Annotated in this window: 19 protein-coding genes; 11 read left to right on the top strand and 8 right to left on the bottom strand. The window is 70.7% G+C overall.

Translation table 11 applies throughout. The features are described from left to right. The first annotated feature begins 52 nt into the window (after positions 1-52). Positions 53-697 (top strand): acyltransferase, encoded by a 645-nt coding sequence (locus ACQP1P_RS06275; protein WP_433083996.1) that lies wholly within the window; start codon positions 53-55, stop codon positions 695-697. On the opposite strand, the gene ACQP1P_RS06270 is transcribed toward ACQP1P_RS06275, so the two are convergent. Further along, a complete protein-coding gene (locus tag ACQP1P_RS06270; RefSeq protein ID WP_433083994.1) occupies positions 694-1,368 on the bottom strand; it encodes a hypothetical protein in 675 nt (224 codons plus the stop codon). The two genes, ACQP1P_RS06275 and ACQP1P_RS06270, sit on opposite strands and share 4 nt — an antisense overlap. A gap of 240 nt (positions 1,369-1,608) precedes the next feature. On the opposite strand from ACQP1P_RS06270, the gene ACQP1P_RS06265 reads away from it, so the two are divergent. From ACQP1P_RS06265 to ACQP1P_RS06250, 4 genes are read left to right on the top strand one after another with little or no spacing between them, the layout of a single operon-like run. Further along, a complete protein-coding gene (locus ACQP1P_RS06265; protein ID WP_433083992.1) occupies positions 1,609-2,559 on the top strand; it encodes a Wzz/FepE/Etk N-terminal domain-containing protein in 951 nt (316 codons plus the stop codon). A 58-nt stretch (positions 2,560-2,617) separates the two neighbouring features. After that, complete coding sequence (locus tag ACQP1P_RS06260) at positions 2,618-3,979, top strand: O-antigen ligase family protein (protein ID WP_433083990.1); 1,362 nt, start codon at positions 2,618-2,620, stop codon at positions 3,977-3,979. After that, positions 3,976-5,457: a lipopolysaccharide biosynthesis protein gene (locus ACQP1P_RS06255; RefSeq protein WP_433083988.1), complete on the top strand. Its 1,482-nt coding sequence runs from the start codon at positions 3,976-3,978 to the stop codon at positions 5,455-5,457. Before ACQP1P_RS06260 ends, ACQP1P_RS06255 begins: the two co-directional genes overlap by 4 nt. A gap of 8 nt (positions 5,458-5,465) precedes the next feature. Next, a complete protein-coding gene (locus ACQP1P_RS06250) occupies positions 5,466-6,275 on the top strand; it encodes a glycosyltransferase family 2 protein (protein ID WP_433083986.1) in 810 nt (269 codons plus the stop codon). A gap of 51 nt (positions 6,276-6,326) precedes the next feature. Here the strand turns inward: ACQP1P_RS06250 and ACQP1P_RS06245 are convergent, their stop codons facing one another. The 6 genes from ACQP1P_RS06245 to ACQP1P_RS06220 form a co-directional block, all read right to left on the bottom strand. After that, positions 6,327-7,370, bottom strand: a complete 1,044-nt coding sequence (locus ACQP1P_RS06245; protein ID WP_433083984.1) for a glycosyltransferase family 2 protein — start codon at positions 7,368-7,370, stop codon at positions 6,327-6,329. Between the two features lie 118 nt (positions 7,371-7,488). After that, entirely contained in the window at positions 7,489-10,650 is a 3,162-nt protein-coding gene (locus ACQP1P_RS06240) for a DUF4082 domain-containing protein (protein WP_433083982.1), read from the bottom strand. 377 nt (positions 10,651-11,027) lie between these two features. Further along, a complete protein-coding gene (locus ACQP1P_RS06235; protein ID WP_433083980.1) occupies positions 11,028-12,161 on the bottom strand; it encodes a biotin/lipoyl-containing protein in 1,134 nt (377 codons plus the stop codon). Positions 12,162-12,192: 31 nt separating this feature from the next. Next, entirely contained in the window at positions 12,193-13,200 is a 1,008-nt protein-coding gene (locus ACQP1P_RS06230) for an alpha-ketoacid dehydrogenase subunit beta (protein WP_433083978.1), read from the bottom strand. Continuing rightward, a complete protein-coding gene (locus ACQP1P_RS06225; protein WP_433083976.1) occupies positions 13,197-14,159 on the bottom strand; it encodes a thiamine pyrophosphate-dependent dehydrogenase E1 component subunit alpha in 963 nt (320 codons plus the stop codon). Before ACQP1P_RS06225 ends, ACQP1P_RS06230 begins: the two co-directional genes overlap by 4 nt. Before the next feature lie 187 nt (positions 14,160-14,346). Then, positions 14,347-15,594 carry a hypothetical protein gene (locus ACQP1P_RS06220; RefSeq protein ID WP_433083974.1) on the bottom strand — a complete coding sequence of 416 codons (1,248 nt, stop codon included), beginning with the start codon at positions 15,592-15,594 and terminating at the stop codon, positions 14,347-14,349. A 385-nt stretch (positions 15,595-15,979) separates the two neighbouring features. Between ACQP1P_RS06220 and ACQP1P_RS06215 the strand changes: the two genes are divergently transcribed. Genes ACQP1P_RS06215 through ACQP1P_RS06190 form a run of 6 tightly spaced genes read left to right on the top strand, consistent with a single transcriptional unit; the run spans position 15,980 to position 22,603 of the window. Further along, on the top strand, positions 15,980-17,050 hold the full coding sequence (locus tag ACQP1P_RS06215) for a Gfo/Idh/MocA family protein (protein ID WP_433083972.1): 1,071 nt from the start codon (positions 15,980-15,982) through the stop codon (positions 17,048-17,050). Beyond that, entirely contained in the window at positions 17,050-18,054 is a 1,005-nt protein-coding gene (locus tag ACQP1P_RS06210) for an NAD-dependent epimerase/dehydratase family protein (protein WP_433083970.1), read from the top strand. The genes ACQP1P_RS06215 and ACQP1P_RS06210 overlap by 1 nt, the downstream gene beginning before the upstream one ends. Further along, complete coding sequence (locus tag ACQP1P_RS06205; protein WP_433083968.1) at positions 18,051-19,199, top strand: DegT/DnrJ/EryC1/StrS family aminotransferase; 1,149 nt, start codon at positions 18,051-18,053, stop codon at positions 19,197-19,199. Before ACQP1P_RS06210 ends, ACQP1P_RS06205 begins: the two co-directional genes overlap by 4 nt. Next, positions 19,196-20,320 carry a DegT/DnrJ/EryC1/StrS family aminotransferase gene (locus ACQP1P_RS06200; protein WP_433083966.1) on the top strand — a complete coding sequence of 375 codons (1,125 nt, stop codon included), beginning with the start codon at positions 19,196-19,198 and terminating at the stop codon, positions 20,318-20,320. Before ACQP1P_RS06205 ends, ACQP1P_RS06200 begins: the two co-directional genes overlap by 4 nt. A 10-nt stretch (positions 20,321-20,330) precedes the next feature. Further along, positions 20,331-21,590: an MFS transporter gene (locus ACQP1P_RS06195; RefSeq protein WP_433083964.1), complete on the top strand. Its 1,260-nt coding sequence runs from the start codon at positions 20,331-20,333 to the stop codon at positions 21,588-21,590. Further along, entirely contained in the window at positions 21,587-22,603 is a 1,017-nt protein-coding gene (locus ACQP1P_RS06190) for a TolB family protein (RefSeq protein WP_433083962.1), read from the top strand. Before ACQP1P_RS06195 ends, ACQP1P_RS06190 begins: the two co-directional genes overlap by 4 nt. Here the strand turns inward: ACQP1P_RS06190 and ACQP1P_RS06185 are convergent, their stop codons facing one another. Next, on the bottom strand, positions 22,604-23,815 hold the full coding sequence (locus tag ACQP1P_RS06185; RefSeq protein WP_433083960.1) for an acyltransferase family protein: 1,212 nt from the start codon (positions 23,813-23,815) through the stop codon (positions 22,604-22,606). Positions 23,816-23,870 lie beyond the last annotated feature (55 nt).

Genomic DNA, 23,870 nt, shown 5'->3' with positions numbered 1-23,870 from the left:
TCGCCTTTCTTACATGGGCGGCGGCGACGGCGGCGGGCGTTAGGATGCCGCGATGGACGAGCTGCAGGAGGAGCCACGCCCGGCCCGGGTGATGGCCAGCGCGGATGTCGACGATCGGGCGGAGATCGGCGCGGGTACCACCGTATGGCATCTGGCCCAGGTACGTGAGGAGGCCCGGCTCGGACGCAACTGCGTCATCGGCCGCGGCGCCTACGTCGGCCCCGGCGTCCGGCTCGGCGACAACGTCAAGATGCAGAACTACGCGCTGGCGTACGAGCCGGCGACGCTGGGCGACGGCGTCTTCCTCGGCCCGGCGGCGGTGCTGACCAACGACACCTATCCGCGGGCGGTCACGCCGGAGGGCCGGCTCAAGACCGGCGAGGACTGGGAGGCGGTCGGCGTGGTGATCCGCGACGGCGCCGCCATCGGGGCCCGGGCGGTCTGCGTCGCTCCGGTGACCGTCGGGCGCTGGGCGCTCGTCGCCGCCGGCGCCGTGGTCGTGTCCGACGTGCCGGACTTCGCCCTGGTGGTCGGGGTGCCGGCCCGGCGGGTCGGGTGGGTCGGCCGGGCGGGCGTGCGGCTGGTGGCGAAGGGGGACGGGCGGTTCGTGTGCCCTTCGACCGGCGCGGAGTACGTCGAGTCGGACGGGCAGCTGACCGAGGTCTGGACCGGCCTGGACCCGCTTGGACCCGCCTAGGCCGCGCCGGCGGCCAGGCTCCCGCCGGCCGCCTCGGCCGCCTTCCTGGCCTCGCGAAGCCGGCGGCGGCGCCGGACGTACTTGTCCACCCACAGCGGCACGGCCAGCGTGGCCAGGCCGCCCAGGAGCGCCGAGCCGAGCAGCGCCCGCACCGCCGAGTGCGACAGCATCGTCACGCTCGGCGCCACCAGGGTCGAGACCGTGAACCGCAGGTCCTGCCGGACGTTCCAGCGGTCCTGCAGCTCCTTGAGCTTCTCGGTGTAGGCCTCCGTCAGGATGCGCAGCCCCAGGAGCCCCTGCTCCTCGCTGTCGGTGGTGTTGCTGACCGTCAGCGACGAGATGATGTAGCGGGGCTCCTGGTTGGTGCCCGTGTTGCGGGGGGCGAACTCGTAGGTGCCGGTCACACCCGCCCGCCGGAACCGCTCCTCGTAGTCCGGCGTCCGCAGGCTCGTCGCGACGGCGGCCGCCGTGATGGCGACGGGCGGGTACAGCCCGGTCAAGGGGTTGGGTGAGTCGGGTGAAACCGGATACTTCACCACGAGCACCTCGGAGGCGAGATACACCGGCTTGACCCGCGCGGCCTGGTAGCCGAGCCCTGCGGTCAACATCACCCCGAGGACGACGACGATCCACTGCCGGCTCAGCGCGCGGACGACGTCGTTGAGATACATCCGCTGACACCCCCTCCGGCTGGGCTTGCGCTACCCAAGTCCGGGCAATGGTGACATGATGGCGTCCCGGTGCGCCACGCAGCATAGAACCCGACTCAACTTCCGCTAGCCGACGCACCCACGTGCCGTATAGCGTGGTGGCCGAGCGCGCTGGACGCGGCCGCATGTCCGAAATCGAGACGCTGTCGCGCTGATCATCACGCGTCTCATCACGCGTCTCGGCGGGACTTGGAGGGGGCCATGGACCTCGGCGAGATCCTTCGTGTCCTGCGAAAGCGCTGGCGCATCGTCGTGCCGATGTTCATCGTGGCGATCGGTCTGGGCGTCACCGCGTCGGTCGTGGTGCCCAACACCTACGAATCGTTCACGACGGTGAGCCTGCTCAGCTCGCCCATGGCCACGACGGTCGCCACCAAGGGCAACGACAACCCCTTCATGACCTTCGACGCGTCGCTGATCGCCACGGCCGACTTCCTCGGCCGCAGCATGCAGTCGACGGACGCGGTCGAGGAGCTCAAGAGCCGGGGCGTGACCGAGAAGTACGCGGTCTCCCTCGCCGACGGCGCGCAGGGGCCCTTCCTGACCTTCACGGTGACCGGCGACAACAAGGCCCACACGCTGCAGTCGACCAAGGCACTGGCCGTGTTCGCGCAGGAGCGGCTGACCCAGATCCAGCAGGCCAACGGGGTCAAGACGCAGGACCAGATCCGCATGACGGAGATCGTCCCGCCGCAGACGCCGACGACGAAGCTGAAGAAGAAGATCGAGGTCATCCTCGGCGTGGTCGGCGGCATGATCGCCCTGACGCTGCTGCTGACGTTCGTCCTGGAGAGCGTGGGCCGGAACAAGGCGCGCCGCCAGGCCGGGGACCAGAAGTCCACCTCGGACACGCAGCCGGTCCCGGCGCTGCCCGCGTCGGGGGCCGCGGTCGTGGTGAAGTCGCCGTCGCGCGCCACCCCGATCCCGGTCGTGTGGTCGGACGTGCCCCTCGACCAGACGGTCATTCTCGACGTGGACGCCAAGCAGGCCGCCAACGCCAACCAGCCCGGCCCCGACGCCGACCGGCCGGCGGCGGCCGACCAGACGGTCGTGCTCCAGATGCCCGTGAAGCCGGGCGCGTCCGACGGCCGGGGCGGCCGGCGCCGCAGTGACGGAGGCAAGCCCAACGGGCGCTGGGGCTCGGCTCGCTGAAGTGGTCGCTGTCGTCCCTCCGTCGAAGCAGCCGAGTCAGCCGAGCGAGGCCACGTCCGTGTCATCGACCGCCACCGCGCGCGGGTCCGCCTCACCCTCGGTGCTGCGGCGGCTCGGCGCGATCTACACGTCGCGCCGGTCGGCCGGCCAGGGCCCGGTCACCATCCTGGCCATCTACATCGTCCTGCTGCTGCTGATCCCGTCCCGGATCGTGCTGCCCGGGCTGGGCGCGACCGGCACCATCGCCAACGTCTTCATCCTCGCCGCCCTCGTCTGGTACGGGGTGAGCTGGCTGATGCGCCGGATCACCCCGGCGCTGTTCACCCGGGCTCCCCGGCTCGCGATGTTCTTCTTCGCCGTGGCCGTGCTGCTGAGCTACATCGCGGCCGCCCGCCGCGACAGCTCGGCGCTCGAGTCCAGCGCGGCCGACCGGGCGCTCATCCAGCTGCTGGCCTGGTTCCCGGTGGTCCTCATCTCCACGTCCCTGCGTGACTACGCGGACCTGGACCGGCTGCTGCGGCTCTTCGTGCGATGCGCGGCCGTCGTCGGCTTCGTCGCGATCCTCGAGTTCCTGTTCAAGACCAGCCTGACCGCCTGGATGAGCATTCCCGGCTTCTCGAACGGCGGCCCCGAGCTGATCAGCCGGGGTTCGTTCGTCCGGCCGACGTCGACCGCGGCCAACACCCTCGAGCTCGCCACGATCATGGCCATCGCCCTGCCGTTCGCGCTGCAGCAGGGGTTCAACCCGGTGAAGCGGGGCGTGCTGCGGCAGTGGCTGCCGGTCGTCGTCATCGCGCTGTCGGCCGTGATGACGGTGTCGCGCACGTCGATCATCGGGCTCGCCATCGTGTTCCTGACCCTGCTGCCCACCTGGCCGGCGAAGCGGCTGCTGCCGACGATGGGCGCCCTCACGGTCGGCATCGGCGCCTCTCCGGTCGTGCTGCCGGGCCTCGCCGGCACCGTGATCGGGCTCTTCACCGCCATGTTCAACGGCGGCGACAACAGCACGAACTCGCGGACCGCGACGTCCGCCGTGATCTCGACCTACTTCAACGAGCGACCCTGGACCGGCCGGGGATACGGCACCTTCCTGCCACTGATGTACCGGTACACGGACAACGAGTACCTGCTGGCACTGGTCGAGATGGGCATCGTGGGCGTGGCCGCCGTCGTGCTCATCTACATCGTGTGCTTGCATTGCGGCGGCGCGGGACGCCGGCGATTCGCCGACCCGGCGCGCAAGGAGACGGGGCAGGGCTTCGCCGCGGTCGGGTTTGTCATGTTGGTCGTCACCGCGACCTTCGACACGCTGAGCTTCCCCATGGTCGCGGGGTCGTCTTTCTTGATGATGGGACTCGCCGGGGCCTACCTCGGCATGGCCCGTCAGGACCAGCTGCTGAGGGGAGAACCGTCGCTGTGACGGAGCTGAACCGCAAGGTCGCGTCGGCAACCCGCTGGAGCCTCATCAACACCGTCGTACGCCGCGTCGGCACGTTCGCCAGCGGTGTGGTGTTGGCCAGGCTCTTCTTCGGCCCGACCGAGTGGGGCCTCTACGCCGTCGGCCTGCTGGTGCTGGCGATGCTGCTCTCCCTCAACGAGATGGGCGTGAGCCTCGCCCTCGTGCGCTGGGAAGGCGACATCAGGCGGTTCGCGCCGACGGTGCTCACCCTCTCGACGGCCTCGAGCACGGCCTTCTACGTGCTGCTCTACTTCACCGCGCCCACGGTGGCCCGGCTGCTGGGCTCCCCCGACGCCACGCTGATGCTGCGCCTGCTGTGCCTGAGCGTGATCATCGACGGCATCGCCTGCGTGCCCCTGGCGAAGCTCAACCGCGACTTCCAGCAGTTCTGGCGGACCGTGGTCGACATCCTCAACTTCGTGGTGAACACCGCCGTGACGATCGTGCTCGCGGCCATGCACGTCGGCGCGCTCGCCTTCGCGTGGGGCTCGCTGGCCGGCAACCTGGTCGCGCTGGTCGGCTTCGCGCTGGCCGCCCCGGGCATGCTGCGCTTCGGCTGGAACCGCAAGCTGGCCGGCGAGCTGTACAAGTTCGGCCTCCCGCTCGCCGCCGCCAGCCTGCTCACGCTCGGCATCGTCAACCTCGACTCGGTGGTCGTCGGTTCGATCCTCGGCCCGGCCGCGCTGGGCCTCTACGCCATGGCCTTCAACATGTCGAGCTGGCCGGTGCGCATGGTCTCCGAGACGGCGCGGCGGGTGTCGTTCGCGGGCTTCTCCCGGCTCGCCGAGTCGCCGGCCGAGTTCGCGGCCGGCTTCACCCGGGCCCTGGGCCTGGTCGTCGCGGCCGCGGTGCCGATGTGCGTGGTGCTCGGCGTGCTGGCCGACCCGATCATCCGGTTCGTCTACGGCGACCAGTGGGACGGCGCCGCCGTGGCCCTGCAGTGGCTGGTCGTGCTCGGCCTGGTCCGGGTGACCGTCGAGCTCGCCTACGACGGCATCGCCGCGCGCAAGCGCAAGACGCTGATGGTCATGCAGGGCTGGTGGCTCTTCTCGCTGATCCCGGTCCTGATCTGGTTCGCGCACGTGTGGGGCATCAACGGCGTGGCCGCCGGCCAGGCGGTCGTCGCGGGCCTCCTCGTCGCTCCCGTGTTCCTGTTCGTCCTGTCCCGAATGGGCATCCGCGTGGGCGACGTGGCGCGCGCGTGCCTCATGCCGGCCCTCGGCGGCATCGCCATGGGCCTGGCCGCGTGGGGTGTGCACCACGTGGTCGGCAACGGGTTCATCGGGCTGACGCTGGGCGGGCTGGCGGGCGTCGTCGCCTACCTGCCGTTCGTCTGGCCCCTGGTGCGCAGCCTGCGCGCCAAGCGGGAGCAGCCCACGGAACCGACCCCCGCCGACGACCCGCTGATCCTCGCGGCCGCCGCACCCGAAGTCTCCTAGGAGCCACAGTGATCCGTTTGGTCAAACGACAGCTGCGCGCCCGGTACGGGTGGCTGCCGCTGGAGGAAATGCGCAACAAGGTGATGCTCGGCCACACCGCCATCGGTCTGCGCCGCTTCGAGGACAGCGAGGTGCGCCGCCTGCTGGCCACGCTGCCGGGCGGAGAGCGGCCCTCGGCGCGGGTGGCGACCGTGGTGCTGACCTACAAGCGCCCCGACGGGCTGCGGCGGGCCGTGGAGTCGGTGCTCGCCCAGACCGTGCGCGACCAGGTCGTCATCGTGGTCGACGACGGCGGCGGCGGGCTGCCCGAGCTGCCGGCCGACCCGCGCCTGCACGTCGTGAGCCTCCGGCACAACATCAACGTGCTCGGCGTGAGCCGCAACATCGGCATGCGGCTGACGGACTCGCCGTTCGTCGCGTTCCTCGACGACGACAACGCCTGGCACCCCAACCACCTCGAGGTCGCGCTCGCGAAGCTCGAGGAGCCGGCCGAGTCGCGGCCCGACGCGGTCTACACGGCCATGCGACGGCTGACGCCGGACGGCGAGGAGCGCGACGTCCTGTCGGTGCCGTTCGACCGCAAGCTCGCCTGGGAGCGGTGCTTCCTCGACTCCAACCCGTTCGTCGCCCGGCGCAGCCCGGATCTGCGCTTCAGCCGGCTGCGGCGCAACTCCTCGGTGGCGCCGAAGGAGGACTGGGAGCTGATCTACCGCTTCAGCAAGAAGCACCGGGTCGAGCACATCCCCAGCGCGACCGTCGACTACGTGGTGAACCCGAACAGCTACTGGACCAACTGGGAGGCCCCGGCCCAGCCGTAGCCGGCCCCGTGACAAGAGCCCCCGTGCCGGGCACGGGGGCTCTTGTCGTGTTCAGATGCCGCGGCGCTTCCAGGACTGCCACCACAGCCACTCGCGGCCCTTGTGCGCGACGGCGGACAGCACCAGCGGCTGCAGGTACGGCATCGCCGTCGGGCCGATCTGGCGGCGCACCCGCAGGCCCCGGTACTCCGGCAGGCTGCGGTACTCCGGCCAGCAGTCCGCCGCGAACGCCATGAGCTCGTCCAGCGGCACCTCGGCGGTGCGGCCGCGGTCGTAGGCGCGCACGACCCGGCGCAGCGCGAAGCGGGCCAGCCGGCGGTGCACCATGGCGTCGAGCTCCGCCGCGTTGGGCAGCAGGTCCCCGCAGCGGGCCAGCACCGCCTCGTAGGCGGCCTTGCGCTGCCGCAGGTCGTTGACCGCCCCGGCGTAGTCGGTCAGGGACATGTTGTCGCCGTGGAGGCGGTAGTAGGCCTGGTCGGCCCGCACGTAGCCGACGTCGGCGTGGGCGGCCAGCCGCATCCACATCTCGATGTCGCCGGCGTGGGGCAGGTTGACGTCGTAGCCGCCGACCTTGTGCTGCAGCGAGGTGCGGACCACGACCTCGGGCGAGGTGATGCAGCCGGTGGCCTCGCGGAACCGCCGCTCCAGCCACCAGTGCCCCGGCCACACGCTGGTGCCGCGATCCTCGGTCCGGGCCGGCGGGGGCGGGCCGGGGTGCTGGAAGTGCACCGGGTGCCCGTAGACGAAGCCGACGTTGGGGTTCGCGTCGAGCAGGGCCACGGCCCGGGTGAGCGCGCCCGGGGTCAGCAGGTCGTCGGCGGACAGCAGCACGCAGTAGTCACCGTCGGCCCACTCCATCAGGCCCTCGTTGTAGGTGGCCGTGTGCCGCTTGTTCTGCTCGTGGACCCGGACCTCGACCCGCGGGTCGGCCGCCGCGATCGCGTGCGCCTTCTCGGCCGAGTCGTCCGGCGAGGCGTCGTCGATGATCAGGACCCGGATGTCCAGTCCAGGATTGGTGTCGACGATGCTGCTGACGCAATCGGCGAGGTAATGGCCGTACTTGTAGCACGGAATGACCACACTGACCGAACTCATCTGCCACCCTCCGGGCCCGGCCGGCCCAATGTCGCACGGAGAACCATGCCGCGCGGCGTTTGACTGGTTGCAAGACAATGGCCCGCACCCGAACCCGGGTGCGGGCCATTGCATCGTCTCACGGCGTCGTGAAGATCACATCGACCCAGTAGTTGTTGGAGTTCCAGGTCGATGTCGGGAAGGCGACGCTGTTGCTGAGCAGGAACAGGCCGTTGTGGCCCGTCGCCGTGTCGGCGACCGCGGTCAGCGGGTAGGACACCAGCGGGTCGGTGAAGAACCCGGCGTTGTACGCGTAGTGCCCGACCGTCGTGTGGTACGAGACCACGTACGGCGTGTCGGCGGTGATCGACACCGGGGTGGCGAACGTCAGGGTCTGCCACCCGGACGCCGTCTCACCGGTGAAGGTGCCCGTCGCCAGCTGCTGCCCGGTGTTCGACCAGAGCGTCCCGGTGTGCGTGCCGGTGTTGTCGACGCTCTTGTAGAACCGGACGCCGGTGACCTTGCCGTCCACCGCCGAGGTGAAGCGCATGCCCAGCTCCAGCGAGTTGGCCTCGCTGGCGCTCGGGTTGGCCGGCACCGCCGAGTTGGACCAGATCGAGCACGGGCAGGCGATCGCGGAGCTGGAGCCCGTGGTGAACGACCACACGGTGGGCGCGGCCATCGCGGTGCCCCAGGCGTCCGAGGCCTTCACCGAGGCCTGGTACGCGGTGGACGGGGCCAGGACGCTGTTCGGCTGCAACGTCGCCACGCGCGTGGTGTTGTTGTAGCTGACCGCGGCCGGGACCGTCGCGCCGCCCGGAGCGCTGAGGGTGAACTGCAATGAGGTCGGGTCGATGTCCTGGCTGAACGTCGCCGTCACCGCCGTGTTCAGCCCGACGCCCGTGCCGGAGGTGGCCGGCGTGTGCGCCGTCACCGTCGGCGGGTTCTGGCTGGCCCCGGCGGAGTCGACGATGACGTCGACCCAGTAGTTGGTGTCGTTCCAGCTGAGGTTCGGGAAGCCGCCGCCGGTGCCGTACTTGTAGACGCCGTTGGAGCCGTCGACGCCGGACTTCAGCAGCTGCACCGCGGTCGGGCCCGCGCCCTTGGTCGCGAAGTAGGCGCTGTCGTACGAGTAGTGCCCGGTCGGCGTGTAGTACGAGGCGATGTACGTGGTGTTGGCGGCGATCGGCACCGGGTTGGCGAACTGCAGCGTCTGCCAGCCCGTGGCGCTCTCGCCGGTGAAGGTGCCCGACGCCAGCAGCTGCCCGCTGGAGTTCCAGAGCTTGCCCACGTGCGTGCCGGTGTTGTTGGCGGCCTTGTAGAACTTGACGCCCTTCACCGAGCTCGCGGTCGGCACCCGGAACTTGACGCCGAGCTCGTTCGGCGAGCCGTCCTGGGAGTCGGCGTTCGTCGGCACGGTCGAGGCCGTGAACGCGGTGCACGGGCACTGCTGGGCGCCGACGGTCACCGACTGGGTCGCGACGGCCCCGATGTTCAGGCTGTCGTCGGCGGCCCGCACCTTGATGCTGGCCGCGCCCTGCGTGGACGGGGTCCAGGTGTAGCTCCAGGTGCCCAGCCCGTTGGCCGGCTTCCAGGTGGTGCCGCCGTCGACGGAGATCTCGACGCGGCCGACCTTGCCGCCGCCGACGTCGACGGCCGTGCCGGTGACGGTGACCGGGCTCAGCAGCGGCACCGAGCTCCCGGCGGTGGGCGACGTGATGGTCACCGTCGGGCCGGTCGTGTCGGAGGACTTGGCGGCCTGGGTGAGCCCCGCCATCAGGGTCAGCGGCTGCGCGCTCATGTCGGCGAGGATGTTGATCGTCGCCTGCTGCATCCGCGGGTCCTCGGTGCTGGCCTGGCCCGAGTGGAAGGAGCTCAGGCCCCACGACCACTGCACCGTGCCGGCCCCGAACACCAGGGCCTTGGAGGTCTGGTCACGGTAGGCGATCAGGCTGTGCGTCGCGACGCCGTTGCCGTAGTTGTTGCCGTGGTCGGGGTCGAGCAGCAGCGTGCTGTCGTTGATGTTCACGGTCGTCGAGGAGAACGCGACGGCGCCCGCCGGGCGGGTGGAGTTCTCGACGTCGACGTCCCACTCGTAGCCGAGGGAACCGGCCGTGAGCGTGGCCGACTGGCCGGGCTGCAGGTTGTTGATCGAGCTGATGCCGCGCCACAGCCGCATGTCCTTGTAGGCGGCCGGGACCGTGATCGCGTCGTGCCGGTAGCCGTTGACCATGAACTGGGTGCCGGTGAGCTGGTTCGGGTTGGTGTTGCCGCCCTTGCCCGCGCCGTCGGTGTCGACCCAGGTGCCGGTCCACTGCCCGCTCGGGTCGGCGGTGCCGTTCGGCGGGTTCTGGCTCAGCTTGGTCGACTTGTAGCAGACCAGCGTCCGGTCCGGGGCCGTGCCGGTGGAGATGGACGGCTCGAAGCGGGTGCGCCAGAACACCTCGTTACCGCTGAAGAACGCGAGGTTGACGCCGGCCGAGCGGGCCGCGGTCACGTGGTCCCACTGGCCCTGGTTCCAGTACTCGTCGTGCCCGGAGGACATGAAGACCTTGTGGTTGAGCAGCAGCGAGGCGCTGTTGGTCACGTCCACCGAGGCGGCGTAGCTCACGTCGTACCCGTTGCGCTCCAGGAACTGGATCATCGGGAACTCGGAGGAGAAGACGCCGTTGTCACCGGCGATGCGCATCGGCCGGTTGTAGCTGACCTTGTAGGCGCGGCCGTCGAGGGCCGGGCCGCCGCCCTGGTAGAGGTTCTGCCCGCCCCAGTCGTTGTAGGCCTGCCAGGTCTGGTCCGAGGTCTGGACCAGGATGTCGGAGTGGCTGGACGCGTTGCCCACGACGAACGGGTAGGGCATGAACCCGTTGTTGTCGAGCTGGTCCATCATCACGAGGTAGACGCCGGAGACGGCGTCCGAGGGGATCTGCCAGGTGACGTTCGTGGTCCAGTTGCCGCAGTCGACCAGACCCGTGGCGTCGTGGTTGCACTCGTCCTGGGCCTTGATCGGGTACGTCCCCGTCGGCGACGTCGGCATCTTGCGGGCGCCGAGGCCGCCGTAGTAGCCGAGGCGGTAGAACGAGATCCGGAACGCGGAGCTCGGCGAGTCCACCTTCACCGAGACCGTCTCGCCCGGCTGGTAGCTCGACTTGGTCGTGAAGCCCTGAATGTCACCCCAGGAGTTCTCGGAATACCAGTCGTTGACCGGTGTGCCCGTCTTGGAGTTCTCGCAGACGATCGGATTGGACCCCGCTCCGCACGGGTCCGAAACGGCCGCGCTGGATGCGGACGGTACGCATGCCACTACCGCTACGACCGCGACCGCGGCTAAGCCGGTTATGAACCGAGACTTCATGTCTTCGCCCTATTCCTGAAACCCCGAAACGACGTCAGCATCCGCAGCGCCCCAGACTCGTTCGGCAGCGTACGTTCCCCTAGCTGACAGGCAAGAATTTATCGCATTAGAGCATGTAACTTGCTGTCAAGTTTTCTGACAACAAGGTCACACGGAAGCAGCCGGACGGCCTGGTGTCCTCCGACGTTCGGGCCGAATCGGGCCTTTCCGCGCGGATGTTGCTCCGAACGGCCGCTCGGGCGCGTTCGGCGTGGTCGGCCCGGCACCGCGGGCGGCGGCCGGGCCGGGCCCGGCTACGCACGGTGCCGAACCGACGCCGTTTCCGATCAGGAACGGCGCGGGACGACGGTGGTGGTGACGACCTTGGTCTTGACCGCGTGATTCGCCGGTACCGAGGTCACGATCACCGCCCCGGACGCTACCTGGACGCCGTCACCGAGCACCACCCCGGGCTCCAGGAAAATGCCGGTGCCGAGCCGGACCCGGTCGCGCACGGTCACCTTGCCCGACGATACGCAGCTCGGACCGGTCGCGTTGTCGGAGCCGATGACGCTGTGGTGGTCGAAGGAGTTGTACGCGGACAGGAAGTTGTTGTCGCCCATCCGCACGCCGGTGCCGAGGTGGCAGAACGCGCAGATGATGTTGCCCTGGCCGATGACGACGTCGGTGGCGATCTTCGCGGTCGGGTCGATCGCGTTCGCCAGCGGAATGCCCGCGTCCGCGCAGATCTTGCGGAACCGGGCGCGGGTGTCCACCGACGAGCCGATCGCGATCACGGCCGCCTCGAAGACGCCCTCGGCGAACAGCGCGGCCAGCCGGTCGCTGCCCCCGACGATCGGCACCCCGTGCACGTCGGTGCCCCAGCGGCCGGGGTCGTCGTCCACGATCGCCACCGCCTGCTGGGTCGGCACCTGGCTGAAGATGTCGATGACCTGCGTCGCGCCCAGTGCGCCACCGATGAGCAGAATCCGGGCGACGCCCGGCTCCGTCGCCAGCGCCGACGGCATCGCCGAGTAGTCGACGGTGGCCGGCTCGGCCTGGACCGCGCTCGCGGCCGCCTCGACGTCCTTCACCGTGATCAGGCGCGAACCGTCGAAGGTGGACAGGTCGACGCCGAGCTCCTGCGCCCGCTGGATCGCCTTGACGGAGGCCCGGACCGCCCCGGGCGCCGCCGCGCGGGCCTCGGCCTCGGCGGCGAGCCGGTCGGCGTAGGCCGTGAGGTCGGACACGCTGTCGAAGAGCATCGCCACCGGCTCCGTCAGCGGCACCTCGGTGCCCTGGCGGACGAGGTGCAGCACGACGCCCGGCTCGGGGGCGTACACCTCCAGCACCGCCTTGCTGGTCTCGACCTCCACGAGCAGGGCGCCGGCCTCCACCTTGTCGCGGTCGTCGACGAACCAGTTCACGACGATGCCGTGCTCGCTGTTGACGTCGTTGGTCGGAACCAGGACCGGCTTCACGCGCTGTCTCCTCAAAAGCACAAAAAAGGCGTCATGCGGCGGCGCGGACGGCCGCTTCGATCTGGTGTTCGCCGACGAGCATCCGGCTTTCCTGCGACTTCGACGACGGAATGATCGTCGGATCGCTGGCGACGACCCGGACCGGGCGGCGCAGCCGGCCGAAGAGCCGCTCGGAGACGACGGCGGCGGCCTCGGTCCCCCAGGACCAGCCGCTCACCCCCTCCTCGACGGTGATGAGCTGCCCGGTGGCGCGCACCGACCGCTCCACGGGCGCCCAGTCCATCGGGGCGATCTGGGCCGGCACCAGCAGCTCGGCGAAGATCTCCTCCTCGACCGCCAGCCGCTCGATCACGCGGGCGGCGAGCAGCGCCTGGTAGCCGTAGGCGAGCACGGTCATCGTGCAGTCCTCGCGCGGCACGGCGGAGAGCCGGACGGTCGGCAGGGCGCCGGGGCCGGCGTCGTGGGAGGCGATCAGGTCGCCCACCGCGCCGCCGCTGGGCAGCGCGAGGTGCTGCGGGTAGAGCAGCTTGTGCTCGATGTAGAGCACCGGGCTGTCCTGGCCCAGGAAGTCCGCGAAGACGGCCCTCGGGTCGTGGTACAGCGAGGCCGCGACGACGCGCAGGTGCGGCACGCCGAGGAAGTGCTTCTCGAGGCTCTGGCTGTGCGTGGGCCCGTAGCCGCGGTGCCCGCCCGAGGGCGCCCGGATGACGACGGGGCACGTCGCCTGCTCGGCGTACATGGCCTGGTACTTCACGATGTGGTTGACCACCTGGTCGAAGACCAGCGTCAGGAAGTCGCCGAACATGATCTCGGCGATCGGCCGGTAGCCCGCCAGCGCGAGCCCGGCCGAGATCCCGGCGACGGCCCCCTCGCTGATCGGGGTGGTCCGGACCCGGGCCGGGAAGTCCGTCGACAGGCCGCGGGTCACCTTGAACGCCCCGCCGTACGGGTCGGCGATGTCCTCGCCGAGCACGACCACGCGCGGGTCGTCGGTCAGGCACCCGCGCAGCGCGTCGCCCAGTTCCTTCGCGAAGATCACGGCAGGTTCCTCGCCGTCGCGACCACCTCGGCCAGGGCGAGCTCCACCTCGTCGTCGATCGCGCGCCGGTCGGCGTCGGCGAGCCGGCGGCCGTGCACGACCAGCGGCTCCACCAGCCAGTGCGCGGCGATCTCCTCGGCGGGGCGCTCGTCGTCGCTCTTCGAGTGGTGGCACAGCCGGTAGGTGTGGATGAGCAGCACGCGGGGGCCGCCGCCGGCCCGGACCGCGTCGAGCTCGGCGCGGGCGGCCTCGCGCAGCTCGAGCACGTCCGTGCTGTCGATCTCGCGGACCGGCACGTCGAACGCCTCGAACCGGGCGGCCATGCCGCCGGCGAGGTTCGCCTCGACCGGGGTGCTCTGGGCCCACCGGTTGTCCTCGCACACCACCAGCAGCGGCAGGCGCCACAGCGAGGCCATGTTCATGGTCTCGTACACGGCGCCCTCACCGAGGGTGCCGTCGCCGATGAACACCACGCTCACCATGCCGGAGCCGTCGAGCTGGCCGGCCATCGCGATGCCCGCGGCCGCCGGGACGATGCCGCCCTGCACGCCGTTGGACTTGAACCCCGGCGCGCAGATGTGCTGACTGCCGCCCTTGCCGTGGCAGACGCCCGCCTCCTTGCCCATGATCTCGGCGAGCAGGCCGAGCGCGTCGCCGGTGCGGGCGAGGTAGTGGCCGTGGCAGCGGTGGTTGCTGAACACGTGGTCGACGTCGGAAAGGTGCTCCATCACGGCGACCGCGTCGGCCTCCTGGCCGATGCAGGCGTGCGTGGTGCCGTTGAGCACGCCCTCCTCGAACAGGGCCAGCAGGGTCTCCTCGAACCGGCGGATGAAGCGCATCCGGCGGTAGAGCCGGTGGTTCTCGGGCTCGCCGAGCCGTCCGGTCAGCCGTTCGTCGCCGGCGGCCGGCGCGGTCGGGCGCAGTGCCGTCCGGGCCGGCGGGGATGCCGTCGACACCATAGGGCTTTCCTCCCCAGCGTTATATGCAAATGCGTGGAAATCGCGAGGTTTCACCGGCCGATGACCGGCGACCGGTGCGCAACAATACCGGGCCACCGGCCTGGAAAGAGTCGGACCGAAGAGCAGAAAATCACGCGAGGCAGTCTCAAATCCGACTCGCGACCAGGTGTTGTGGTGATCACATGGATCAGGACGGCTTCTGCACCTGCTCGCCCGTCGGCGTTCCGTCGATGGAGCCGGCCACATTGTCGGCCCACTCCGAGTAGGTCACCCGGCAGCCACCGGAGCAGGGGCCGGTGCGGCCCCAGTGCGTCGGGCCGAAGACGTTGCCGCGGACCCGCAGGTTCTGGCCGTCCTGGGCGTAGAACCCGTAGGCGCCGAGGGAGATGAAGCTGTCGGTGACGCTGTAGTTGGTCAGCGTCGAGCCGCCGGAGCTCTGGGTGAACAGCACCGCGGTGATGGCCTGCCAGTAGTTCGGGATCTCCTGGCCGGTGTAGGCGTTGACGCCCGGCTCCAGCCGGCTGTTCCGGATCGTCAGCGGGCCGGTGCCGCCGTACGGGAACACGCCCCCGGTGTGCGCCGCCGACGGGTCGGTGAGGTTGGCGATGTAATTGTCGTGCAACCAGCTGTTCTCGATCGTGACATTCTGGCCGCACAGGCACATACCGCCGGTATTGGCCACGTCGACCCGGTTCAGGTGGATGGTGCACGTCCCGCAGTCGTTGATCGCGTGGTCGTTGAGTGACCCGCTCTTCTGTCCCAGACCGACCGGCTCCGGGCGGATGGTGGTGTTGGATATGTTCAGCGTCAGTTTGCCCGAACCGTTGGCATTCACGAGAATCGCGCGCTGATTCGAGCCCGGCGGCGGCGCGATAATCGAGTTCGTGATGTTGACGGTGCCGTGACAGTCCGTGCCGATGTAAATGAATCCGTGGATGTATTTGTGATCAAGGGTGACGTTGCCGCAGGTGTACAGGTTGTACGCCTTGCTCTGGCTGTCACTGGCGGCCACTTCCTGGTAACCGGGGGGCACCGGGAGCTTCGCGTCGCTCTGCTTGTACTTGCCGACACCCGGCGCGCCGACCGAGTAGCGGGCCGGATACTTTCCGCTGGCGGTGCTGCCGCCGGCCCCGCCCCCGCCGGCCGAGGACGCACCGGGGGCGGCGCTGCCGGACGGCTTGGCGCTGCCGATCCCCGCCTTGCCCGGGTCGGCCCCGTCCCCCAACTGGCCCGACGAGTCCCCGTCGGCCGATCCCGTGCCGCCGGTGAGCGCCCGGCACTCGGCTGCGCTCTGGCCCGGCGCGCACTTCGGCACCGAGCTGGCCCGGCTGGTCACCACCCACAGCCCGGCCCCCGCGAGCAGCAGCACACCGGATGCAGCGATCAAAATCAATCCCTTGCGGCCCAGTCGTCTGCCCTGATTCGAGTGCACCATTGGCCATGTCCCCCTAAGGACGGCAATCAAGCCGCGGCTACCTCAGTTCCAAGTTCGTCGCAGTGTATGCGACTTTCAATCCGTGTCCATTCACGGGCCGACATCCCGGCGGGGTGCCGGCCGAGCCCTTAGCGGCCCGCGCGCGACTCGGCCGACCGGCCGGAATCCACGACCGTCACGGCCACGATCGTCTCTATTTACGACGAGAGATGGCTGCTCAGGCTGTTGCCGAAATAAGGATCACTGTGCCAGATTTCCGTCAGTGCCGCGCCATTGCTTGACCGTGGCGGTAGCTTGCCCGTGCCGCGTGCGCGCCGTGCTCAACACGTTGTGCCGGAAATCGTCCACCTCTCGGCCTATGTCGGGTTGACCGAATCGAGTATGTGTGAATTCAACAAACGTCCAGGCCGACTCTGAGCCGATCGGCGTTGCCGTCGTGGGGGCCGGCTACTGGGGGCCGAATCTCGTGCGCAACTTCATGGCATCGCCGTCCTTCCGATTGCGAGCGCTGTGCGACCTGGACGTCACGCGCGCCCGGCGGGTGCTGGGCGGCTACTCCACGGTCGAGGCCACGAACGACCTGTCCACGGTGCTCGCCGACCCGGCCGTGCAGGCCGTCGCCATCGCCACCCCCGCGGGCACACACGTGGACGTGGCGCTCGCCGCCCTGCGGGCGGGCAAGCACGTGCTCGTCGAGAAGCCGCTGGCGGCCACGGTCGCGCAGGGGCGCCGGCTCGTGGCCGAGGCCGACGACCGCGGCCTCGCCCTGATGTGCGACCACACCTACTGCTACACCCCGGCGGTGACCCGCATCCGCGAGGCCGTCCAGAGCGGTGAGCTGGGCGAGCTGCACTATCTGGATTCCGTACGGATCAACCTCGGCCTGGTGCAGCGCGACATCGACGTGCTGTGGGACCTCGCCCCGCACGACCTGTCGATCCTGGACTTCGTGCTGCCCGACGGCGTGCGCCCGATCTCGGTCAGCGCGCACGGCGCGGACCCGATCGGCGCCGGACGCGCCTGCGTCGCCTACCTCACGCTGCAGCTCAACACCGGCGCCATCGCGCACGTGCACGTCAACTGGCTCTCGCCGATCAAGGTGCGCACGACCATCGTCGGCGGCTCGAAGCGCACGCTGGTGTGGGACGACCTCAGCCCGACCCAGCGCATCGCCATCTACGACCGGGGCGTCGAGGTCGCCGCGCCGGACGAGCTGGCCCCGGACCAGCGCCGCGAGATGCAGATCTCGTACCGCTCCGGCGACATGCTCGCCCCCGCGCTGACCGAGAAGGAGGCGCTCGGGCAGATGGTCACCGCGTTCGCGTCCGCCATCCGCACCGGTGTGCCGTCGCTCACCGACGGTCGTGCGGGGCTGCGGGTCCTGGAGATCCTCGAGGCCGCGTCGCGTAGCCTCGCCGACGGCGGAGTGGCTGTCCCCCTGGAGGGTGAAGACTGATGGGCAATGCGTCTGTGCCGATTCGCGGAGCGCGCGTCCTGGTGACCGGGGGCGCCGGCACCATCGGCTCCCACGTGGTCGACCTGCTCGTGCAGGGCGGGGCGGCCGAGATCGTGGTCCTGGACAACCTGGTGCGGGGCCGGATGGCCAACCTCGCCTGGGCGATCGCCAACGGCCCGGTCCGCGTGGTCGAGGGCGACATCCGTGACGCCGCGCTGGTGCACGAGCTCAGCCAGGGCATCGACCTCGTCTTCCACCTCGCGGCCATCCGGATCACCCAGTGCGCCAGCGAGCCCCGGCTGGCCAACGAGGTGCTCGTGGACGGCACCTTCAACGTGCTCGAGGCGGCCCAGGCGGCCGGCGTGCGCAAGGTCGTCGCGTCGTCGTCGGCCTCGGTGTACGGGCTCGCCGAGCAGTTCCCGACCACCGAGCGCCACCACCCGTACAACAACGACACGTTCTACGGCGCGGCCAAGGCCTTCAACGAGGGCATGCTGCGCAGCTTCCACGCGATGTACGGGCTGGACTACGTCGCACTGCGCTACTTCAACGTGTACGGCCCGCGCATGGACGTGCACGGGGTGTACACCGAGGTCCTCATCCGGTGGATGGAGCGCATCGAGTCGGGCACGCCGCCGCTGATCCTCGGCGACGGGCTGCAGACGATGGACTTCGTGCACGTCGCCGACATCGCGCGGGCGAACATTCTCGCCGCCGAGGCCGACGTGACCGACGACGTGTTCAACATCGCCAGCGGCGAGGAGACCAGCCTCAAGGAGCTGGCCGCCGCGCTGGGGGCCGTGATGAAGTCGGACCTGAGCCCCGAGCACGGGCCGGCCCGCACCGTCAACAGCGTCACGCGCCGCCTGGCCGACACCTCGCACGCCGCGCAGAAGCTCGGGTTCCGCACTGAGCTCACCATGCGGGAGGGCCTGCAGGGCCTCGTCGAGTGGTGGCGGGCCGAGCGCATCGCCGACCAGCCCGCGGGCGGGGCGAGCGCATGAGCGCCACCATCCCGGTGATGATCCCGATGCTGGGCGAGGAGGAGGCCCAGGCCGCCGCCGACGCCGTGCGCAGCGGATGGGTCGCGCAGGGCCCGCGCGTGGCCGAGTTCGAGCGGTCGTTCAGCGCGCTGGTCGGGGCCGGCCAGGGCGTCGCGGTCAGCTCCTGCACCACGGCCCTGCACCTGTCGCTCATCGCGCTCGGCGTCGGCCCGGGCGACGAGGTGATCGTGCCCTCGTTCTCCTTCATCGCCACCGCGAACGCGGTCCGCTACGTGGGGGCCACGCCGGTCTTCGCCGACGTGGACCTGCAGACCGGCAACGTGACCGTGGAGACGCTGGACCGGGTGCGCACCGGGCGTACGGCCGCCATCATCGCGGTGCACCAGGGCGGCGTCCCGTTCGACGTGCGAGCGGTGCGCCAGGCCGCGGCCGGGTGGGGCGTCCCGCTGGTCGAGGACGCGGCCTGCGCCGCGGGCTCGACCGCCTACGGGGCGCCGGTCGGGGCCGGCTCGCTGATCTCGGCGTGGTCGTTCCATCCGCGCAAGGTCATCACGACCGGCGAGGGCGGCATGCTCACCCTCGACGACGCCGACCGCGCGGTCCGGCTGCGGCGGCTGCGCGAGCACGGCATGAACGTCTCGGCCGCGGACCGGCACGCGAGCGCCCAGCCGATCCTCGAGGCCTACCTCGAGACCGGCTGGAACTTCCGGATGACCGACATCCAGGCCGCGGTGGGTCTGGTGCAGCTGGGCCGGCTCGCCGGGCTGGTGGCCCAGCGCCGCCGGCTCGCGGCGCGCTACCAGGAGCTGCTCGCCGGCGTCGAGGGGCTGTGGGCGGTGCGCGATCCGGCCTACGGCGAGACCAACTTCCAGTCGTTCTGGGTCCTGCTCTCGCCGGAGTTCGGCGTCGGGCGCGACCGGGTGCTGTCCGAGCTCGCGGCGGCGGGGGTCTCCGCGCGGCGCGGCATCATGGCCTCCCACCTGGAGCCGGCCTACCAGGACGCCCCGCCGGCCGACGGCCTGCCGAACACCGAGCGGCTCACCCGCGACTCGCTCATCCTGCCGCTGCACCACAAGCTCACCGAGGCCGACCAGGACCACATCGTCGGCATCCTCTCCAAGCTCGTTGGGAGTTCCGCTTCATGATCCCCCTTGTCGACCTGAAGGCGGCCCACGCCGAGGTCGCCGAAGACGTCGCCCTCGGCTTCAAGCGCATCCTGGAGAACACCGCGTTCATCGGGGGCGCCGAAGTCACGGCCTTCGAGCGCGAATACGCCGAGTTCAGCGGCGTCGCGCACTGCGTCGGGGTCGCCAACGGCACGGACGCCCTCGAGCTCGCGCTGCGGGCGGCCGGGGTCGGGCCCGGCGACGAGGTCATCCTGCCGGCGAACACGTTCATCGCCACGGCCGAGGCGGTGGCCCGGATCAACGCCCGCGTGGTGCTCGTGGACTGCGACCCGCGGACGTACCTCATCGACGTGGACGCGGCGCTGGCCGCGGTCGGGCCCAAGACCCGGGCGATCGTCCCCGTGCACCTCTACGGCCAGCTCGCCCCGGTCGAGCGGCTGCGGGCCGGCCTGGCCAGCACGGCCCGGACCGACGTCGTCATCGTCGAGGACGCGGCCCAGTGCCAGGGCGCGACGCGGTTCGGGGCCGGGGCCGGCGCCGAGGGCATCGCCGCGACGAGCTTCTACCCGGGCAAGAACCTCGGCGCCTACGGCGACGCCGGGGCGGTCGTCGCCGCCGACGAGGCCCTGGCCGTCTCGGTGCGCACGATCAGCAGCCACGGCGGCCTGACCAAGTACGTCCACGACGTCGTCGGCTTCAACAGCCGCCTGGACGCGCTGCAGGCGGTGGTCCTGCGGGCCAAGCTGACCCGCCTCGCCGGCTGGAACGCCGCGCGCCGGGCCGCCGCCGCCCGCTACGACGAGCTGCTCGAGGGCCTCGACGTGACCCGTCCGGTCACGCTGGACGGCAACGAGCACGTGTGGCACCTTTACGTGGTCCGGGAGGCGAGCCCGGACGGCTCCTCCACCCGCCGCGACGAGGTCCTGGCCCGGCTCAACGCCGCCGGGATCGGCGCCGGCATCCACTACCCCTACCCGATCCACCTCACGCCGGCCTTCGCCGGCCTGGGCCATGCCAAGGGCAGTTTCCCGCACGCGGAGCAGGCGGCCGTGGAGATCCTGACCCTGCCGTTGTTCCCGCAGATCACGCCCGACCAGCAGGAGATCGTGGTGGAGGCGCTGCGAGCCGCACGAAGGTGAGACGCACCAGATGTACCTGACCCTGCGGGACCGCCCGGGTGGCAAGTCCGGCTCCAAGTCGCCGTCCCGGGCGGCCCCGCGGATCGCCACGACGGTGGTGCTGCTCGGCATCGTGAGCCTGCTGACCGACGTCTCCTCCGAGATGGTGTCGGCGGTGCTGCCCCTGTACCTCACCGCCGAACTCGGCCTGGGCGTGCTCGCGTACGGCTTCGTCGACGGCCTCTACCAGGGCGTCAGCGCACTGCTGCGCATCGGCGGCGGCTACGTCAGCGACCGGTCCAACCGGCCCAAGTGGGTCGCGACCGCCGGCTACGCCCTGTCGGCCCTGAGCCGCGTCGGCATGCTGGTCGCGCACAGCCTCGGCCCGATCAGTGCCGTGGTGACCGCCGACCGGCTCGGCAAGGGCCTGCGGACCGCGCCGCGGGACGCCATCATCGCCGACTCGTCGGACCCGAAGGCGCTCGGCCGGGCCTTCGGGGTGCACCGCACGCTCGACACCATCGGCGCGGCCATCGGCCCGCTGGTGGCCTTCTCGATGCTGCTGCTCGTGCCCGGCGACTACAACTCGGTCTGGATCGTCTCGGCCGGGTTCGCCGCGGTGGGCGTGGCCGTCATCGTGCTCTTCGTGCCCAACCACCGGGCGAAGACCGCGCGCGCGGCCCAGAACGTGCGGCACCTGGTGCGCGAGGTCACCGGGCCGCGGCTGCGCCGCCCGCTGGTCGCGGCCGGGCTGCTGGCGCTGTTCACGGTCGGCGACGGCTTCCTCTACCTCTCGCTGCAGGAGCGCGACCACTTCGCCGCGAAGTACTTCCCGCTGCTCTACGTCGGCACCAACATCGCGTACCTGCTGCTGGCCATCCCGTTCGGGCGCCTCGCCGACCGCATCGGGCGGACCCGCGTCTTCCTCGGCGGCCACGTCGCGCTGCTGCTGGTCTACCTGTTCGCGGCCGGCCCCTTCACCGGCCTCCCGGCGACGATCGTCGTGCTGGCCCTCATCGGCACGTACTACGCCGCCACCGACGGCGTGCTGCCGGCGCTGGTGACCCCGCTGGTCGACCCGCAGGCGCGCGGCAGCGGCATCGCGGCCGCCCAGACCGTGGTCGTGCTCGCCCGCTTCGCGTCCTCGCTGGCGTTCGGCAGCCTGTGGCTGCTGCTCGGCAGCAGCCATGCGCTCTACCTCGTGGCGGGGCTGCTCACCGTCACCCTCGCCGTGGCCGTCTGGCTGCTGCGGGGCGCTGCGGCAGCGCCGACGACGGAGGCCGCCGCGTGAGCAACCGCGCCAAACTGATCGCCCTCGGCGTCGTCATCGCCGTCGCCCTGCTCAGCTCCGTGGGCTACGTCGTGTTCGCGCGGCGGGCCCAGACCAGGGCGGCGCAGGACGCGCCGCCGGTGCCGACCATCCAGGATCTCACCGCCGTGCAGAGCGCGCCGCGCATCGTCTTTCGCAGCACGGCGCTGGGCGAGCGGTACGGCAAGGTCGCCGAGGTGCCGCTCACCGCGCCGTCCGGCCCCCGCGCGTTCACGTCGGTGAGCTGTGACCGCGTCTACGCCCGCGAGGGGCAGGCGGTGTGCCTGGCCGCGAAGCCCGGCGTCGTCACCACCTACACCGCCCGGGTGCTCGGCGCGGACTGGTCCCCCGTCCTGGACCTGCCGCTGTCGGGCGTGCCGAGCCGGACCCGGCTGTCCCGCGACGGCGCGATGGTCGCGACCACGACGTTCGTCTCGGGCCACGACTACTCCTCGCCGGGCCAGTTCTCCACGGAGACGCTGGTCACGATCATCGCCAGCCGCAAGACCACGAACATCGAGCAGTTCACGCTCACCGTCGACGGCAAGGCGATCGACGCCAAGGACCGCAACATGTGGGGCGTCACGTTCGCCGACGACGACCACTTCTACGCCACCGCGGCCTCCGGCAAGAAGACGTGGCTGGTGCGCGGCACCATGTCGACGGGGCGGCTGGAGGCGCTGCGGGAGGACGCCGAGTGCCCGTCGCTGTCGCCGGACGGCAAGCGGATCGCGTTCAAGGAGCGGGCCGGGCGGCCCGCCGGCGAGTGGGGCGTGACCGTCTACGACATCGCCACCGGCAAGGCCACCCGCCTGGCCGAGCCGCGCAGCGTGGACGACCAGATCGAGTGGCTGGACGACTCGCAGGTGGTGTACGGCCTGCCGCGCGCCGGCGAGGGGCCGGCCGCCAGCGACGTCTGGGTCGTGCCGGCCGACGGGTCGGGCGCCTCGCGGGTGCTCATCCCCGACGCCTGGTCCCCCGCCGTCGTGCGCTGATCAGGCGCCGTCCTTCGCCAGCTCGCGGTGCGGCCCGGCCGGGTCCGCGGCGGGCGGCGGCTCCGCCCGGCGGTTCCGGCGGCGCGGGGTCCAGTCCTTGAAGCCCATCGCGGGCCGCTCGACGAGGTGCCAGGACGGCACGGCCAGGACGAACGTGCCGGCCGTGGAGAGCGCGATGTAGGCGGGCATGCCCCAGTCCGGCACCCCCAGCAGCGCCAGCAGCTGCTGGACCGGGAAGGCGTAGATGTAGAAGCCGTACGAGTAGTCCTGCTTGCGGCCGATGCCGCGCAGCCATCGGGGCAGCCGGATCGCCAGCCACAGGATGAGGTAGGCGAAGGCCGGGTAGCCCAGCACCGCGACGCCGCCGAACTGGATGGTGCCCAGCAGGACGACGACGGCCACGAGGGCGCCCGCGTCGTTCATGACGATGCGGTTCTTGTACAGCTCGAACAGCGCCCCGAGCAGGAACAGATACGTCAGGTAAATCAGCGAGTACCGGTCCAGGCCGTTGAAACCGAGGACCGGGCCGTGGATTCCCTGCGGGCCCGGCACCCGGGGGGCCTGGATGAGGTCGTAGACCATGATGCCGAAGCCGGCCGCGGCCATGACGAGCACCACGAATTTGGCGCGCCGCAGCACCCCGACGAGCGCCAGGCCGCCGACCATGAAATAGCAGCCCACCTCGTACATCAGGCTCCACAGCGAACCGTCGAACACGCTGTCGCCGGTGCGGTGCGCATACGGGGTGTCCAGCAGCAGATCGGAGATCCCGTATTGCTGCATGGCCACGAACAGGTTCTTGGCGACGTATTGCGCCGGGCCGTCGGGATGCGACCAGAATCCGCTGAGGTTGCCCCGCTCCAGCAGCGCGACCAGCGGCGCGAGCACGAACGCGGTCACCACCAGGCAGACCCAGAACCCGGGCAGGATGCGCAGGGCCCGGTGCCAGAGAAAGCGGCCGAGCCCGAAGCGCAGCCCGCTTCGGGTGATCAGGAACCCAGATATGACGAAGAAGCCGATGATGCCGATTTCGCCCAATTCGGCCTGGCCGTTGGTGATGCCGGCCCCGGGATCGTCGCGCGCGTAACCCAGCGGAAAGGTGTGCGACAGCAGGACCAGGAAGGCGAACAGGAGCCGCAGGAAGCCGAAGCTGTTCTCCCGTGACGAGAAAGCCTCGGCCAGCGTTCGCCTCGCCCAGATTCGACGCAACACCCGCAGAGTTAACCACAGACCCGAGGCGCGAAAACCTGGCAATTCCCGGCGAAGG

The organism is Dactylosporangium sp. CA-052675 (assembly GCF_050947935.1).
Lineage (GTDB): Bacteria > Actinomycetota > Actinomycetes > Mycobacteriales > Micromonosporaceae > Dactylosporangium.
This window is presented reverse-complemented; position numbering and strand designations above follow the sequence as displayed.